Raw genomic sequence first — 15,650 nt, 5'->3', positions numbered from 1 at the left:
TTGTCAACCGCGCCCCCGCCCGCGAGGCTGGCGGAGCAGAAGATGGGAGGAGAAGATCGCATGACAGAGGCCGAACCCAGCCTGATCGCCACGCGCCAGGGCGGCGCGGGGTTGCTGCTGATGAACCGCCCGCGCGCGCTGAACGCGCTGGATCTGGGCATGATCGACGCGCTGGCCGCCGCCATCGCCGCCTGGCGGGAGGATGCGGCGCTGCGCCTCGTGCTGCTGGAGGGGGCGGGCGGGCGCGCCTTCTGCGCCGGGGGCGATGTGCGCCGCGTGCGGCAGGATGTGCTGGAGGGGCGGCCCGAGGCGGTGGAAGCCTTCTTCGCCCGCGAATACGCGGTGAATGCCGCCATCGCCGCCTTCCCCCGCCCCTGGATCAGCCTGATCGACGGGGTGTGCATGGGCGGCGGCATCGGCGTCTCCGTCCATGGCAGCCACCGCATCGTCACCGAGCATGCGATGCTGGCCATGCCGGAGACGGCCATCGCGCTGTTCCCCGATGTCGGCACCAGCCACGTTCTGCCGCGCCTGCCCGATGGGCTGGGGGGTGGGCTAGGACGCTGGCTGGCGCTGACCGGCGCGCGGCTGCATGGGGCGGAGGCGGTGGAGGCCGGGCTGGCCACGCATTTCGTCCCGCGCGAACGGCTTCCGGCGCTGCGCGCCGCGCTGATCGAGGGCGGCGACGCCGCGGCGGTGGCGCATTACGCCGAGCCGGTGCCGGAAGGCCGCATCGCCGCGCTGCGCCCGGTGCTGGCGCGCTGCTTCGGCCAGGAGAGCCTGCCCGCCATCCTGGCCGCGCTGGAGGCCGAGGGCACGGAATGGGCGGCGGAGCAGCTGGCCATCCTGCGCCGCGTCTCCCCGACGAGCCTCGCCGTGACGCTGGAGTTGCTGCGCCGTGGCGCCGCGCTGAACCTCACGGCCTGCCTGGAGATGGAACTGGCGCTGACACGCCGCGTCACCCAGCACCCGGACTTCGCCGAGGGCGTGCGGGCCGTCCTGGTCGACAAGGACCAGACCCCCCGCTGGTCCCCCCCTGCGGACGCGATGGCCTTTTTCACCCCCTGATGGCGGGGTCCCCACAGAAAGATTTTGGGGGACCCTGTCCCCCCGGCGGGGGCTACGGGGGCGGAGCCCCCGTCTTTTTCATGACTTTCGTCGAAACCAGCAGCGCGGCCACGGACAGCCCCAGCCCCACCCCGAACACCGCCGCGTGGCTTTCCCCGCTGACCTTGAACAGCGCGGCCAGGGCGAATCCCGTCCCCGCCTGGGCCAGGGCATAGAGGGCGGTGGCGCGCACCCAGAGCAGCCCCGCCGCCATGCCGGCGACCTCGCGCGCCGCGCCGAGCGCCACGGCCGAAACCCCGACGCCGGAGAATCCCGAGAGCAGCGCGGCCACCAGGACGATGCCCTGCCCCGGCAGCAGCGCCGCGCCGAGCGCCGCCACCTGCGCGCCGAGCCAGATCAGCAGCCCGCGCCGCCCGCCCAGCCGCCCGGCGAGGCGCCCGCCCAGCAGCGTGCCCGCCACCGCCCCGAGGCCGAACAGCACCCAGAGCGCCGCCAGCGCCACGGCGCCAAGGCCGCGCCCCCGCGCGCCGAGATCGGCGAGATAGACCATCGGCGCCGCCATCCCCGCCGCGGAGAGCCCATAGGCCAGCAGCAGCGCCCCGGCGCGCGGCAGGGCCTGGCCCTCCGGCAGGCGCATGGTCTCGGCCGCCGGAGGCGCGGGCCAGAGGCGGCGCAGCGGCAGCCAGATGCCCAGCGTGAGCGCCATCAGGCCGAGCCAGATGGCCTCCACCCCCGCCGGGCGCAGCGCCGGCACGGCGAGCGCGCCCAGCACCACCCCGGCGCCCACCCCGGCGATCACCATGCCGCCAGCGGCGGCGCGGCGCTCGGGCGGCACCACGGCCTGGACCGCCGGGCCGGCCAGGGCCATCAGCACCCCGCCGGACAGCCCCGCCAGCGCGCGCCAGAGCGCCAGCCAGAGCAGCCCGCCCAGCCCCGGCAGGTGCAGCGCGCAGGCCAGGAAGGAGAGCGCGGCCAGCGCCATGCCGGCATCCAGCGCGCGCGGCACGCCCAGGCGCCGGCCCAGCCCGCGCCCGCCCAGCGCGCCCAGCAGATAGCCGGTGAAGTTGCAGGCGCCGAGCAGCCCGGCGCCGGCACCATCCACCCAGCCGGCGGCGACCATGGCGGGGAAGAGCGGCACATAGGCGAAGCGCGCCAGCCCGATGCCGACGCACAGCGCCCCCGCCCCCGCCAGCGGCGCGGCCAGCGCCCTCATGCCCGCCTCCGGGCGGCGCGGTCAGCCGGGCGCGGCCTCGGGGGAAGGCAGGATCGGGCGGGCGGTGCCAGGAGAGGGCGGCTCGGGCAAGGGGGGGCTGGCGGCATCCGGCTGGGCGGCGCGCAGGGCACGGCGCAGGCGGGCGACGCCAGTGCGGATATTGCCCTCCCGGCAGAGGCGCGCCCCCTCCGCCGCCAGGGAACGGGCAATGTCCTGCCGCGCGCGCGGCAGGCGGGCATAGCGGGCGGACAACTCATCGCAATAGGCGAGGCCGGGCGTCAGCAGGCGAAGCTCCGCCCCGGCGGCTGGCATCGTGGCCAGCAGGAGAGCCATCAGGCAGGGCAGGCGTAGCAACATCCAGACAGGATGCACGCGCCCCCCCTTCCCCGCGATGGGCTGCACATGAAGTCGCGGTCATGAAACGTTTCCCAAGAGTTTTATTATGATTTGTTTTTAGAATTTCTTTTTCTGAAGAAAAAGAAACAAAAAGACTTTTTTCAGGCTGCCGCTGTCTCCCGGCACGGCGGGACGCCAAACTGGAAAAAGTTTTTTGGTTCTTTTTTTCAAAAAAGAACATTCTTCATGAAGCCGCCACCGGCAGGCGGAACAGCACCACCAGGCCGGGCCGCTCCATCGGGCCACCGGCATCCTCGAACCACAGCGTGCCGCCATGCAGCTGCACCACGGCGCGCACCAGGGACAGGCCAAGGCCGGAGCCGGGCGTGGTGCGGGCGCGGTCGGTGCGGAAGAAACGCTCGCCCACGCGCTGGCGGTCCTCCAGGGCCAGGCCGGGGCCCTCATCGGCCACGCGCACCACGATGCCATCCTCGTCCAGCGCGGCGGAGAGCGCGATGGCACCGCCAGGGGGGGTGAATTTCACCGCATTGTCCAGCAGGTTCGCCACCACCTGGAGCAGCAGGTCGCGATCCCCCACCAGGGGCAGGCGCTCCGGCCAGCCGGTGTGCAGCACCTGCCCGCGCGCCTCGGCCGAGGCGCCGTAAAGCTCCGCCGCATCAGCCAGCAGCAGGGCGAGGTCGAGCGGGGCGAAGGCCGCCCGGCGCGCGCCCGCCTCCACCTCGGCGATGCGCAGCACCGCCTGGAAGACACGGGTGACATTGTCGAGGTCGGTGATGCCGCGCTCGATGGCGCCGCGCAGCAGGGCCGGGTCGGCACTCTCGGAGAGCAGCGCCTCCTCCAGCCCGTTGCGCGCGCGGGCGATGGGGGTGCGCAGATCATGCGCGATGGCGTCGGACACGCCGCGCACGCCATCCATCAGATGCGCGATGCGGTCCAGCATGGCGTTCATGCTGGCGCCCAGCCGGTCGAACTCGTCATCATGGAGGGAGAGCGGCACGCGCAGGGAGAGATCCCCCCCGGCGATCAGCGCGGCGGTGCTGACGGCGGGCGTCAGCCGCTTTTCCAGCGCGCGGCGCATCATCCAGGCGCCGAGCAGGGCGAAGAGCAGCGCGGCCCCCGCCGCCCAGATCAGCCCCTCCAGCAGCAGGGCGCGCAGGCGCTCCTTCTCGCTGACCTCGCGGCCGACGGCGAGCACGGCATTGCCCGGCAGTTCCAGCACATAGAGCCGCGCCTCCCCTGGCGCGCCATCCTCGTGGTCGAGGCCGAGGCGGTACCAGCCGGCGGCGGGGCGCTCATCGGGCTGGGGTGGCAGGGCAGCCAGATTGCCCGCCAGCCGCACCCCCTGGGCATCGAGCAGCAGGTAAAGCGCCTGGCCCTCGGCATCGAGGGCGAGGCGCTCGCCAATGGCCTCCACCGCGCCCTCGGCGCCGGAGTCACGCCAGCGCTCGGCCAGGGCATGGGCATCGGCGCGGATGGCGGCATCCGTCTGCCGCTCCAGCGTCCCCGCCGTGCCCCACCAGAGCACGCCGGCGAAGGCCAGCCCGGCGCCCAGGAAGAGCGCCGCGAAGAGCAGGGCGAAGCGGAAGCCGGCGGAGGAGAGCAGCCGCCAGAGCGGCCCGGGATAGCGTTTCCGGTGCGGCATCAGCCGGCTCGGCCCAGCCTGTTCAAGCCGGCCTCACGGCTCGGCGCGGATCATGTAGCCGGCGTTGCGCACCGTGTGGATCAGCGGCCTGTCCTGCCCCTTGTCCAGCTTCTGCCGCAGGCGGGAGACATGCACGTCGATCACGTTGGTCTGCGGGTCGAAATGGTAGTCCCACACCTTCTCCAGCAGCATGGTGCGGGTGACGACCTGCCCGGCATGGCGCATCAGGTGCTCCAGCAGGCGGAATTCGCGCGGCTGGATGTCGATCTTGCGCCCGCCGCGGGTGACGGTGCGGGAGAGCAGGTCCAGCTCCAGATCGGCCACCTTCAGCCGGGTGGCGGGGGCGTCCACCGCCGGGCGGCGGCCCAGCGCCTCGACCCGCGCCAGCAGCTCGGCGAAGGCGAAGGGCTTGACCAGATAGTCATCGCCGCCGGCCTTCAGGCCCTTCACCCGCTCATCCACCCCGGCCAGGGCGGAGAGGAACAGCACAGGGGTGTGGTTGCCCTGGCCGCGCAGCGTCTCGACGAGGCGCACGCCATCCACGCCGCCGGGCAGCATGCGGTCCAGCACCAGCAGGTCGAAGCTCTCGCCCGCCGCCATGAACAGGCCGTCGCGGCCATTGGTCGCGTGCTCGACCGTATGCCCGGCCTCCTGAAGCCCCTTCTTCACGAAGCGGCCGACCTCGGCATCGTCTTCCACCAGCAGAATGCGCATGGTGCCTACTCCTCATCACGGCGCGCCCCGGAATGGTCAGGGCAAGGGGCGGCGCCGGGCGGTGCACCATGCCTTGGGCCGTGGCGCCGCGCCAGAGCGCCATCTGCGCGCCTTATCGGCGGCAGCCATGCCTGGGCCTTGCGGCATCCTTAATTCCGATATATCTGATCTATCCAGATATATCGAATTGGAGGACCCATGCGCGGCTTCGGACGCGAACACGGCCCCCAGCACGGCCACCGGCACGGCCGGCCCTTCGGCCATGGCGGGCTGCGCCTGCTGCTGCTGCACCTGGTGGCCGAGGCCCCGCGCCACGGCTACGAGCTCATCAAGGCGATCGAGGAGCGGATGGGCGGGCGCTACGCGCCAAGCCCCGGCGTGGTCTATCCCACGCTGACGCTGCTGGAGGAGCTGGGCCACGCCGCCGCCAGCGAGGCGGCGGGCGGCCGCCGCCTCTATGCCGCCACCGCGGCCGGGCGCGCCTTCCTGGCGGAGAACCAGGAGGCGGTGGCCGCCGTGCTGGCGCGGCTGGGCCCGGAGGGGCGGCCGCAGCGCCCGCCCCAGATCGCCCGCGCCATCGAGAATCTGCGCGCCGCGCTGCATCTGCGCCTGGCGCGCGAACCCCTGGGCGAGGCCGAGATCGAGGCCATCGCCGCCCTGCTGGACGCCACCGCGAAGCAGGTGGAAAGGACATGAGCATGACCCCAGACACCCCCGCCCTCCCCCCGGCGATGCCCCAGCCCGCCCCCGAAGCCGCTCCCGAAGCCGCTCCCGAAGCCGCTCCCGACCGGGCACCGCGCCGGGTGCGCCACCCGCTCCGCCTGCGCCGGCTGGAGGTGCTGGCGGCGCGCCGCCTGAGCCCCTCCCTGCTGCGCGTCACGCTGGGCGGGGCGGAGCTGGAGGGCTTCACCAGCCTCGGCTTCGACGACCATGTGAAGCTGTTCTTCCCGGCGCCGGGCACCGACCCGGCCCTGCTGCCGCAGCCGGGGCCCGAGGGGCTGGCCTTCCCCGAGGGCGCGCCGCGCCCGCCGATGCGCGACTACACCCCGCGCCGCCACGACCCGGTGGCGAAGACGCTGGAGATCGACTTCGCCCTGCATGATGCCGGCCCGGCCACAGCCTGGGCGATGCAGGCCGCGCCGGGGCAGACGCTGCTGGTGGCCGGCCCGCGCGGCTCGCAGATCCCGGGCGAGGGCTTCGACTGGCACCTCCTGGCCGGGGACGAGACCGCCCTGCCCGCCATCAGCCGCCGCCTGGAGGAACTGCCCGCGGGCACCCGCGTGGTGGTGCTGGCCGAGGTGGCCGGCCCGGCCGATGAAGTGCCGCTGCCCAGCCGCGCGGCGCTGGAGCTGCGCTGGGTGCATCGCGGCACCGCCCCGGCGGGTGACGCGCGCCCCCTGCTGGCAGCCCTGGCGGCGCTGGAACTGCCGCCGGGCGAGGGCTTCGCCTGGGTCGCCGCCGAGGCCCAGGTGGCGCGCGCCCTGAAGGAGGCGCTGCGCGCCCGGGGCGTCACCTGGCTGAAGGCCGCCGGCTACTGGAAGGCCGGCGCCCCCGGCGCCCATGAAACCCTGAGCGACTGACGGCGAGGTCCCCGCGGGACAATACGGGGTGGCCCCGCCACCCCGCTACAGGGGCGCGTCCGCCAGCACCTGGATATGCCCCTGCGAGCAGCGTTCCACCCGGGCCTCGACCTCATAGACCTCGGCGAGGCGCGCCGGCGTCAGCGTCTCCCCCGGCGTCCCCTGGGCATGGATGGTGCCGCCCGAGAGCATCACCACTGCATCCGAGAAGCGCGCCGCCAGGGCGAGATCGTGCAGCACGACCACCGTCACGAGGTCGTGCTGCGCCGTCAGCTCGCGCACCAGCCGCATGACCGAAAGCTGGTGGCGCAGGTCGAGCGCGCTGGTCGGCTCGTCCAGCAGCAGCACCTTGGGGCGGCGGACCAGCGCCTGGGCCAGCCCGGCCAATTGCCGCTGCCCGCCCGACAGCCGGTCCAGCCCCGCCAGCGCCAGATCCGAGATGCCCAGCCGCTCCAGCAGCGCCACCGCACGCTCCTGCGCCGCGGCGGCGGAGAGCACGCCCTCCGAGGTCGGGCTGGCGCGCAGCGCGCCCAGCAGCGCCTCCATCACCGTCAGCGCCACACCCTGCGGCAGGCTCTGCGGCATATAGGCGATGTGGCGCGCCCGCTCCTCCAGCCGCAGGCCGATCATCTCCTGGCCGTTCAGCCGCACCGAGCCGCGCGCGGGGAGAAGCCCCGCCAGACCGCGCAGCAGCGTGGACTTGCCCGCGCCATTCGGGCCGACCAGCGCCGTCACCGCACCCCCCGCCAGGGGAGCCAGCGTGGCATCGGTCAGGATGGGGCGGCGGCCATAGCCCAGGGTCAGGCCGGAAATCTCAAGCCGCATCAGGGACTCCAAAACTGAAAAAAGAGTCCGGGGGAAGGAATTCCCCCGGGCCCCCTTCTTTTTTCTTTCAGGGCCGGCGGACGCTGTCCGCCGGCATCACATGCCACGGCGGCCTCGCGTGAAGACCAGCGCCACGAAAACCGGCACGCCCACCAGCGCCGTCACAATGCCGATCGGGATGATCAGGCCGGGAACGATCATCTTGCTGGCCAGGGAGGAGAGGGAGAGCAGCAGCGCGCCGCACAGGGCAGAGCCAGGGAGGAAGAAACGATGATCCTCGCCCAGCAGCAGCCGCGCGGCATGCGGGCCGATCAGGCCGACAAAGCCGATCGTGCCGACAAAGGCCACCGAGACGCCGGAGAGCAGGCTCACCCGCAGCAGCGCGCCATCACGCAGGCGGTTGGCGTCGATGCCGAAGGAGAGCGCGCGCTCCTCGCCGAGGCGCAGCGCCGTCAGCTTCCAGGCGGCGCGGGCGGAGAAGGGAATGGCCACGGCCAGCGCCATCGCCATGATGCCGATCTTCGGCCAGGTGGCGCGCGACAGGCTGCCCATCGACCAGAAGACCAGCTGTTGCAGCGCCTGCTCGGTGGCGACGAATTGCAGCAGCGCCACGGCGGCATTGAAGGCGAAGACCAGCGCGATGCCGAACAGCACCAGCGCCTCCACCCCCGCCCCGCGCAGCCGCGACAGGGTGCGCAGCAGCAGCACCGAGCCGAAGGCAAACAGGAAGGCATTGCCCGAGAGCAGCCATTCCTGCGGCAGCCAGGGCAGCAGCCCCACCCCCAGCACGATGGCCAGCGCCGCCCCCAGCGAGGCCGCCGAGGAAACGCCCAGCGTGAAAGGGCTGGCCAGCGGGTTGTTCAGCACCGTCTGCATCTCCGCCCCCGCCAGAGCGAGGCCGGCGCCCACCAGCACCGCCATGATGGCATAGGGCAGCCGCACATCCCAGACGATGACGGATACCGGGCCGGTGACGCTGCCCGGGCTGAACAGCACCCGCAGCACATCGGCCAGCCCCAGCCGCGACGGCCCTGTGGCGACATCCACCACCAGCGAGACCACCAGCATCAGCGCCAGCGCCGCCAGGATGGCGATGCGCCGCAGCAACAGGGCGCGGTAGCCGGCGGCAGCACCGGGCATGGCAATACTGGCGCTCATCGCGCGCCCATCCGGGCCACACGCGGCCCCATCAGCCCCATGTCAGCAGCCCTCACACTCTTCGGCAGTCGCACCGGCACACCCTTCCCAGGGAGAAGAAGGCGAAACCAATAATCACTCGCAACCCAAACTCCAACTTTTCTGTCAGGCTGCCGCCGCCTCCCGGCACAGCGGGCCGCAACCCTGGGCCGGAGTATCCCCGGCACAGTGCAGCACCCGTCCTCCCGGCCATGACCGGCAGCTGACAAAAAAGCGGCCGCGACCCTGGGCCGGAGCGTCCCCGGCACAGTGCAGCGACCCTCGTCCCGGCCATGACCGGCAGCTGACAAAAAAGCGGCCGCGGCCCTGGGCCGGAGTGTCCCCGGCGCAGTGCAGCGGCCCTCGTCCCGGCCATGACCGGCAGCTGACAAAAAAGCGGCCGCGGCCCTGGGCCGGAGTGTCCCCGGCGCAGTGCAGCGGCCCTCGTCCCGGCCATGACCGGCAGCTGACAAAAAAATCAGCCGGGGGTGGTGGGACGGCGGCCGACCTGGACGGCCATTTCGCGGGGGCGGCCATCGCGCAGGAGGGAGACGCGCACGGTCTGCCCCGGCGGGGTGCCGGCGACATTGCGGATCAGGGCGCGGGAGGTTTCCACCTTTTCGCCATTCAGGGCGGTGACGATGTCACGCGGGCGCAGGCCGGCGCGGGCGGCGGGGCTGTTCGGCTCGACGCTGCGGATCTGCACGCCGCGCAGGCGGCCGCCGGCGGTGGCTTCGTCCCCCACATCCTCCACCGCGACGCCGAGCCAGCCGCGCTCAACGCGGCCTTCGCGGCGAAGCTGCTCGATGACCCCGCGCGCGAGGTCGGAGGGCGTGGCGAAGCCGATGCCGACCGAGGCGCCGGAGGGCGAGTAGATGGCGGTGTTGATGCCGATCACCTCGCCCGCCGTGTTGAAGAGCGGCCCGCCGGAATTGCCGGGGTTGATGGCGGCATCCGTCTGGATGAAGTCGTCGAAGGGCCCGGCACCGATCTCGCGGCCGCGGGCAGAGACGATGCCGGTGGTGACGGTGCCGCCCAGGCTGAAGGGGTTGCCGGCGGCCATCACCCATTGCCCGACGCGCAGATGCGCGGAACTGCCCCAGGGCACGGAGGGCAGCGGCGCGCGCGGCTCGACCCGCAGCAGGGCGAGGTCCGTCAGTTCATCGGTGCCGACGACGCGGGCGGGGAGTTCCTGCCCGTTCTGCATGGAGATGACGACGCGCACGGCATTGCCGACCACATGGTTGTTGGTGACGATGTAGCCCGCCGGGTCGATGATGAAGCCCGAGCCCGCGCCCTGCACCTGCTGGCCGCTGCGCTTCTCGCGGAAATAGCGCTCGAAGGGGGTGCCGCGCAGCTCCGGGGGGATCTGGGTGGTGGTCTGCTCGGAGAGGACGGCGATGTTGACGACGGCGGGCAGCACCTGCTCGGCGAGGTCGGCGAAATCGGGCAGGAGGCTCCGCTGGGCCAGCGCGGGGGAAAGCGGCGCCAGGGTGAAGAGGGCCAAACCGGCCAGGAGGGTGCGGCGGGGGGCAGGCATCCGGGTCTTTTCCTTCATCGGCGCCGTGGGGTCGTGGCGCCGCGCAGGCGCTATGTGGCGCCACCCGCCGCCACGCTTCAAGCCAGGGGCTGGCGGAAGGCAGGGAGGCCGCACCGCCACCACAGCCATGAAAAACCGTGCGGCACGGTGAAGCGTGCTCATGAGAGGGGCTTTGCCCCTCTCATACTCTCCCCACCAAAGGCCTGAGGCCTTTGGAAACCCCACTGAAGGCGGTGCAGGGGGCCCTGCCCCCTGCTGGGGGTGAGGGGGCAAAGCCCCCTCAAGGCGGCCAGCCCTGTCAGCGGGACGGATCTTCCGGCCAGTCATGCTTCGGGTATCGCCCGCGCATATCCTTGCGCACATCGGCCCAGGCGCCTTTCCAGAAGCCCGCGAGGTCGGCGGTGACCGCCACCGGCCGCCCGGCGGGCGAGAGCAGCGCGACCTGCAACGGGATCTTCCCCCCCGCCAGCCTCGGCAGCCCGGCGACGCCATAGAGCCACTGCGCGCGGGCCTCGAGGCGCGGCACCTCCCCGGTGTAGTCGATGGCGGCGCTGCGCCCGCCGGGCAGGTCGAGGCGCGGGGGAAGCTCGGCATCCAGGCGGCGCGTCAGCGGGTGGGGCAGCAGGGCGCGCAGCATGGCCACCACGTCCAGCCCACGCAGTTGTGACAGCTTCGTCAGCCCGGCCAGCCAGGGCACCAGCCAGGCGCCCCCCCCGGCGGCCAGGGCCGCATCCGAGACATCGGGCCATTCGCCGCCCTCCACGCGGTGCATCCAGGCGATGCGGGCACGGGCCTGGGTGGCGGCGTTGGACCAGTCCAGATCCCGGAAGGCGCGGTCCGCCGCGGCCGCGGCCAGGGCGGTGGCGAGGGCCGCCGGGTCGGCATGCGGCAGCGTGGCCTCCTCCAGCACCAGCGGGCCGAGGCGCAGGCGGCGGCGCGCCACCACGGCGCCGGTGCGGGCATCGAAGGCGGCGCCCTCCTCGCGCACCAGCCGCTCCGGGAATTTTTTTTCGAGCGCCTCGCGGGTGAGCGGCGCGGCCATGCGGATGCGCGCCTCGGTGCCGGCCAGTTCGAGATCCGCCACCGCCAGCAGCGGCGATTTGCCCAGCCGGTCCGTGGCCGGCAGCCGCGCCCCCTGCCCCGAGGCGAGGCGGAAGGCGCCATCCATCGTGCCGCGCCTGGCCGCGATGCGGTCCGGGAAGCCGGCGGCCAGCAGCAGCCCGGCCTCCCCCGCCGCCTGCGTGGCCCCGGGCACGCCGAGGCGGCGGCGGTGCAGCGTCACCGCCCGGCGGATGCGCCCCAGCGCGGCGCGGTCGGCATTCGGGTCATCGGCGCCATGCAGCAGGTCGAGGCGGAGCTGGATGTCCGAGGGCGCCTCGCGCCCGCGGATCGGGTCGCGCTCCTCCAGCAGGGCGGCGAGTTCGGCGGCCAGCGCCGCCTCCTCCGCATCCGCCGCCTCGGCCATCATGCGGGCGAGGCGCGGATGGGTGCCGAGCCGCGCCATGCGCCGCCCCATGGGCGTGATGCGCCCCTCGCCATCCAGCGCGTCCAGGTCGCGCAGCAGGGCGCGGGCGGCGGCCAGCATCCCGGCCGGCGGCGGGTCGAGGAAGGCCATCTCCTCCGGCGCGCTGCCCCAGGCGGCGCAGTCGAGGGCGAGGCCGGAGAGTTCGCTCTCCAGGATTTCCGGCCGGTCGGAGAGGGGCAGGCCGCGGTGGAGCGCCTCCGTCCACAGGCGGATGGCCACCCCCGGCTCGGTGCGGCCGGCGCGGCCGGCGCGCTGCTCGGCGGCGGCGCGGGAGATGCGCAGCGTCGCCAGCCGGGCGAGGCCGGTGGCCGGGTCCAGGCGCGGGGCGCGGCGGAAGCCGCCATCCACCACGATCCGCACCCCCGGCACGGTCAGCGAGGTCTCGGCGATCGAGGTGGCCAGCACCACCTTGCGGTGGGGCGAGGGGTTGAGCGCCCTGTCCTGCTCGGCCGGGGGCAATTCGCCATGCAGGGGCAGGACCTCCGCCTTCACCCCGCCCAGCCGCTCGGCGGTGCGGCGGATCTCGCCCCAGCCGGGGAGGAAGGCCAGCACATCGCCCGGATGCTCGGCCAGCGCGGCCCGGATGGCGCTGGCCATGGCCTCGGGCAGGTCGCGCGGGTCCTGGATGTCGCGCGGGCGGTGGTGCACCGCCACGGGATAGGCCCGCCCCAGGCTCTCGATGACCGGCGCGCCGCCCAGCAACTGGGAGAAACCGGCGGATTCCAGCGTGGCGGACATGGCCAGCAGGCGCAGCTCCGGCCGCAGCCCGCGCTGGAGGTCGAGGCAGAGGGCCAGCGCCAGGTCGGTATCCAGGTTGCGCTCATGCGCCTCGTCGAAGAGCACGGCGGCGGTGCCCTCCAGCCCGGGGTCGGTCTGCAGGCGGCGGACCAGCAGGCCCTCCGTCACCACCTCCACCCGCGTCGCGGGGGAGACGGCGCGCTCCAGCCGGGTGGCGAGGCCGACCGTCTGGCCCAGCGGCTCGCCCAGCAACTCGGCCATGCGGCGGGCGGCGGCGCGGGCGGCGACGCGGCGCGGCTCCAGCACCACGATCTTCTGCCCGGCGGCCCAGGGCTCGTGGCGCAGCGCCAGCGGCACCAGCGTGGTCTTGCCCGCGCCGGGGGGCGCCACCAGCACGGCATTGGGGGCGGCGCGCAGCGCCTCCAGCAGGCGGGGCAGGGCTTCGGTGACGGGCAGTTCCGGCAGGGCGTCCATAGGCCCGGCTGTAGCGCAACCGGGGGCCTCGCGGCCAGCGGTAGCCGGGGCGGTGGAAAGCGGCGTATTCTCTTTTTGTTCACGACATGCCGGGAGAGAATCGCCATGCCCCCCGACCACGGGAAACCCAGCCAGGACGAACCGAGCCGGGACGAACAGGGCCAGGAAAAACAGAACCTGGAAAAACAGAGCCTGGAAAAGCAGGTGGCGCGCTTCCGCGCCCTGCACGCCGCGCCCGGCGCCTTCCTCCTGCCCAACCCCTGGGATGCCGGCAGCGCCCGGCTGCTGGCCGGGCTGGGCTTCCCCGCCCTGGCGACGACCAGCGCCGGCTTCGCCTTCTCCCTCGGCCGGCGGGATGGCGCGGCGGGGCGGGAGGCCATCCTGGCCAATGCCCGCGCCATCGTGGCGGCGGTGGCGGTGCCGGTCTCCGCCGATCTGGAGAACGGCTTCGGCCCGGCGCCGGAGGACGCCGCCCTGACCCTGCGGCTGGCGGCGGAAGCCGGGCTGGCCGGCGGCTCCATCGAGGATGCCAGCGGCGACCCGGCCCGCCCGATCTACGACTTCCACCACGCGGTGGAGCGCGTGGCGGCAGCGGCCGAGACGGCGCGCGCCCTGCCCTTCGTGCTGACAGCGCGGGCCGAGAACTTCCTGCATGGCCGCCCGGATCTGGACGACACCATCCGCCGCCTCCAGGCCTTCGCCGCCGCCGGGGCGGAGGTGCTCTACGCCCCCGGCCTGCGCGAGATCGGCCAGATCCGCACCCTCTGCGCCGCCCTGGCCGGGCATCCGGTGAATGTGGTGATGGGGCTGGTGGGCCCCGTCTTCACCGTGGCCGAACTGGCCGAGGCGGGGGTGAAGCGGATCAGCCTGGGCGGTTCGCTGGCGCGCACGGCGCTGGGCGCGCTGCACCGCGCGGCGCTGGAACTGCGCGACCAGGGCAGCTTCACCTTCGCCCGCGATGCGCTGACAGGCGCCCAGGTGGAAGCCTATATGGAACCGTGACAGGCGGGGCGTTTTCGCGTGACACGCTTCGTCACGCGAAAACGCCTTCCCCTGCCGGCCCGGAAAAGGTTTCTATTCGTTCATGTCGCGCGCGCTGCCCACCCTGCTGGCCATGACGGCCCCGCTGCTGGCCACGCTGCTGGCCACGCCCGCCCTGGCGCTGGACAGCGCGCCCGCGCGCTCCGAGCGCGCCACCATCAGCCTCGCCGCCGAGGGGCTGTCCATCGCCCCCGGCCAGCCCTTCCGCGTCGGGCTGCGGCAGCAGCTGGCGCCGGGCTGGCACACCTACTGGAAAAATCCGGGCGATGCCGGCACGCCGCCCGAGATCGCCTTCACCCTGCCCGAAGGCGCCAGCGCCACCGGCTTCGACTGGCCGGCGCCACAGCGCATCCCCTTCGGGCCGCTGGTCAATTACGGCTATGAGGGGCAGGTCCTGCTGCCGCTCACCATCACCCCGCCGGCCGGGCTGAAGCCGGGCGATGTCTTCACCCTGGAAGCGCAGGCGAGCTGGCTGGTCTGCGAGAAGGTGTGCATCCCGGAGGAAGGCGTCTTCCGCCTGGACCTGCCGGTGGAGGCCACCGCCCGCCCCGACCCGGCCCTGGCCGCGGAATTCCGCGCCGCCGAGGCCGCCCTGCCCCGCCCCTCGCCCTGGGCCGCCAGCCTGGGCTTCGACGGCCTGGGCTTCGACGGGCAGGCCGGCGCGCTGCGGCTGGACAGCCCGGACTTCACCCCCGGCGCCGTGCGCGAGGCCTGGTTCTTCCCCGCCGAATGGGGCGTGCTGGACCACGCCGCGCCGCAGCCGGTGCAGCTCGCCGAGGGCGCGCTGCGCCTCGGCCTGCCGCGCGGCGCCGCCCCGCTGCCCGCCGGGCCGGTGGAGGGCGTGCTGGTGCTGACGGATGCCGCCGGGGCGCGCGGGGCCTATGCCATCGCCGCCCCGCCCGGCCCGGTGCCGCCGCCGCTGGCCGCGGCCGGCACCGCCCTGCCGCTGTGGCAAGCCGCGCTCTGGGCGGCGATCGGCGGGCTGATCCTCAACCTCATGCCCTGCGTCTTCCCCATCCTGGCGATGAAGGCCATGAGCCTCGCCCGCCTCTCCGGCGCGTCGCGCGGCACGGTGCGCGCCCATGCCGCGAGCTACACGGCGGGGGTGGTGCTCTCCTTCCTGGCGCTGGCCGGGGCCATGCTGGCGCTGCGTGCGGCGGGCGGCGTCGCCGGCTGGGGCTTCCAGTTCACCTCCCCCGTCTTCGTCACGCTGATGGGCTGGCTGATGCTCGCCGTCGGGCTGAACCTCTCCGGCGTCTTCCAGTTCGGCGGGCCGGTGGCGGTGGGCTCGGGGCTGGCGGCGCGGGGCGGGCATCTCGGCAGCTTCGCCACCGGCGGGCTGGCCGTGCTGGTCGCCACCCCCTGCACCGCGCCCTTCATGGCCGCCGCCATCGGCGCCGCCATGCTGATGCCGCCGCCCGCCATGCTCGCCGTCTTCGCCGCCATGGGGCTTGGGATGGCCGCGCCCTATGCGCTGCTCGCTTTGGCCCCGGCCCTGGCCCAGCGCCTGCCCCGCCCCGGCGCCTGGATGGAACGACTGAAAGAAATCCTGGCCTTCCCGATGTATGGCGCGGCGCTCTGGCTGCTCTGGGTGCTGGCGCAGCAGGTCGGACCGGAAGGGCTGGCCATGGCGCTGGCCGGCGGGCTGGCCATCGGCTTCGCCGCCTGGGCGCTGGGGCAGGCCCAGGCCGCGCGCGGCACCGGCCGCCTGATCGGGCGCGGCGGCGCGCTGCTCGCCCTGCTCGCCGCCCTGGCGC

At 73.8% G+C, this 15,650-nt stretch carries 13 protein-coding genes; 5 read left to right on the top strand and 8 right to left on the bottom strand.

The features are described from left to right. Positions 1-60: 60 nt before the first annotated feature. Complete coding sequence (locus NON00_RS16195; protein ID WP_256023004.1) at positions 61-1,068, top strand: enoyl-CoA hydratase/isomerase family protein; 1,008 nt, start codon at positions 61-63, stop codon at positions 1,066-1,068. Positions 1,069-1,120: 52 nt separating this feature from the next. Here the strand turns inward: NON00_RS16195 and NON00_RS16190 are convergent, their stop codons facing one another. The 4 genes from NON00_RS16190 to NON00_RS16175 form a co-directional block, all read right to left on the bottom strand. Next, positions 1,121-2,281, bottom strand: coding sequence for a YbfB/YjiJ family MFS transporter (locus tag NON00_RS16190; protein ID WP_256023001.1), 1,161 nt, complete (start codon positions 2,279-2,281; stop codon positions 1,121-1,123). Between the two features lie 21 nt (positions 2,282-2,302). Continuing rightward, positions 2,303-2,638 (bottom strand): hypothetical protein, encoded by a 336-nt coding sequence (locus tag NON00_RS16185; RefSeq protein WP_256022999.1) that lies wholly within the window; start codon positions 2,636-2,638, stop codon positions 2,303-2,305. 223 nt (positions 2,639-2,861) lie between these two features. Beyond that, on the bottom strand, positions 2,862-4,280 hold the full coding sequence (locus NON00_RS16180; RefSeq protein WP_256022996.1) for a HAMP domain-containing sensor histidine kinase: 1,419 nt from the start codon (positions 4,278-4,280) through the stop codon (positions 2,862-2,864). Positions 4,281-4,313: 33 nt separating this feature from the next. Further along, on the bottom strand, positions 4,314-4,994 hold the full coding sequence (locus NON00_RS16175; RefSeq protein WP_256022993.1) for a response regulator transcription factor: 681 nt from the start codon (positions 4,992-4,994) through the stop codon (positions 4,314-4,316). A gap of 198 nt (positions 4,995-5,192) precedes the next feature. Between NON00_RS16175 and NON00_RS16170 the strand changes: the two genes are divergently transcribed. Together NON00_RS16170 and NON00_RS16165 are read left to right on the top strand one after the other, a co-directional pair. After that, positions 5,193-5,690: a PadR family transcriptional regulator gene (locus tag NON00_RS16170; RefSeq protein WP_256022991.1), complete on the top strand. Its 498-nt coding sequence runs from the start codon at positions 5,193-5,195 to the stop codon at positions 5,688-5,690. Then, entirely contained in the window at positions 5,687-6,574 is an 888-nt protein-coding gene (locus tag NON00_RS16165) for a siderophore-interacting protein (RefSeq protein WP_256022989.1), read from the top strand. Before NON00_RS16170 ends, NON00_RS16165 begins: the two co-directional genes overlap by 4 nt. A gap of 45 nt (positions 6,575-6,619) precedes the next feature. On the opposite strand, the gene NON00_RS16160 is transcribed toward NON00_RS16165, so the two are convergent. From NON00_RS16160 to hrpB, 4 genes are all read right to left on the bottom strand, one after another. Further along, positions 6,620-7,399 (bottom strand): ABC transporter ATP-binding protein, encoded by a 780-nt coding sequence (locus tag NON00_RS16160; protein WP_256022987.1) that lies wholly within the window; start codon positions 7,397-7,399, stop codon positions 6,620-6,622. Between the two features lie 96 nt (positions 7,400-7,495). Beyond that, complete coding sequence (locus NON00_RS16155; RefSeq protein ID WP_256022984.1) at positions 7,496-8,557, bottom strand: iron ABC transporter permease; 1,062 nt, start codon at positions 8,555-8,557, stop codon at positions 7,496-7,498. Between the two features lie 496 nt (positions 8,558-9,053). Next, positions 9,054-10,115: a trypsin-like peptidase domain-containing protein gene (locus NON00_RS16150; RefSeq protein WP_256022982.1), complete on the bottom strand. Its 1,062-nt coding sequence runs from the start codon at positions 10,113-10,115 to the stop codon at positions 9,054-9,056. Between the two features lie 298 nt (positions 10,116-10,413). Next, positions 10,414-12,852: an ATP-dependent helicase HrpB gene (hrpB, locus tag NON00_RS16145; protein WP_256022979.1), complete on the bottom strand. Its 2,439-nt coding sequence runs from the start codon at positions 12,850-12,852 to the stop codon at positions 10,414-10,416. Positions 12,853-13,056: 204 nt separating this feature from the next. Here hrpB and NON00_RS16140 point away from each other — a divergent pair, with 204 nt between their 5' ends. Together NON00_RS16140 and NON00_RS16135 are read left to right on the top strand one after the other, a co-directional pair. Further along, entirely contained in the window at positions 13,057-13,854 is a 798-nt protein-coding gene (locus NON00_RS16140) for an isocitrate lyase/phosphoenolpyruvate mutase family protein (protein WP_256022972.1), read from the top strand. An 82-nt stretch (positions 13,855-13,936) separates the two neighbouring features. Further along, a partial coding sequence (locus tag NON00_RS16135; RefSeq protein ID WP_256022971.1) for a protein-disulfide reductase DsbD domain-containing protein occupies positions 13,937-15,650 on the top strand: 1,714 nt, incomplete at its 3' end.

The sequence above is a fragment of the Roseomonas sp. GC11 genome, assembly GCF_024437745.1.
In the GTDB taxonomy this organism is placed as follows: Bacteria; Pseudomonadota; Alphaproteobacteria; order Acetobacterales; family Acetobacteraceae; genus Pseudoroseomonas.
Note: the sequence above shows the minus strand (reverse complement) of the source record. Positions and strands in the feature narration are given on the sequence as shown.

What these genes read in the sequence shown, in the direction of transcription:
- NON00_RS16165 (WP_256022989.1), top strand. Translation starts at nt 5,687, where the DNA reads ATGAGCATGACCCCAGACACCCCCGCCCTCCCCCCGGCGATGCCCCAG.
- NON00_RS16170 (WP_256022991.1), top strand. Translation starts at nt 5,193, where the DNA reads ATGCGCGGCTTCGGACGCGAACACGGCCCCCAGCACGGCCACCGGCAC.
- NON00_RS16150 (WP_256022982.1), bottom strand. Translation starts at nt 10,115, where the DNA reads ATGCCTGCCCCCCGCCGCACCCTCCTGGCCGGTTTGGCCCTCTTCACC.
- NON00_RS16175 (WP_256022993.1), bottom strand. Translation starts at nt 4,994, where the DNA reads ATGCGCATTCTGCTGGTGGAAGACGATGCCGAGGTCGGCCGCTTCGTG.
- NON00_RS16180 (WP_256022996.1), bottom strand. Translation starts at nt 4,280, where the DNA reads ATGCCGCACCGGAAACGCTATCCCGGGCCGCTCTGGCGGCTGCTCTCC.
- NON00_RS16195 (WP_256023004.1), top strand. Translation starts at nt 61, where the DNA reads ATGACAGAGGCCGAACCCAGCCTGATCGCCACGCGCCAGGGCGGCGCG.
- NON00_RS16155 (WP_256022984.1), bottom strand. Translation starts at nt 8,557, where the DNA reads ATGAGCGCCAGTATTGCCATGCCCGGTGCTGCCGCCGGCTACCGCGCC.
- NON00_RS16160 (WP_256022987.1), bottom strand. Translation starts at nt 7,399, where the DNA reads ATGCGGCTTGAGATTTCCGGCCTGACCCTGGGCTATGGCCGCCGCCCC.
- hrpB (WP_256022979.1), bottom strand. Translation starts at nt 12,852, where the DNA reads ATGGACGCCCTGCCGGAACTGCCCGTCACCGAAGCCCTGCCCCGCCTG.
- NON00_RS16190 (WP_256023001.1), bottom strand. Translation starts at nt 2,281, where the DNA reads ATGAGGGCGCTGGCCGCGCCGCTGGCGGGGGCGGGGGCGCTGTGCGTC.
- NON00_RS16185 (WP_256022999.1), bottom strand. Translation starts at nt 2,638, where the DNA reads ATGTTGCTACGCCTGCCCTGCCTGATGGCTCTCCTGCTGGCCACGATG.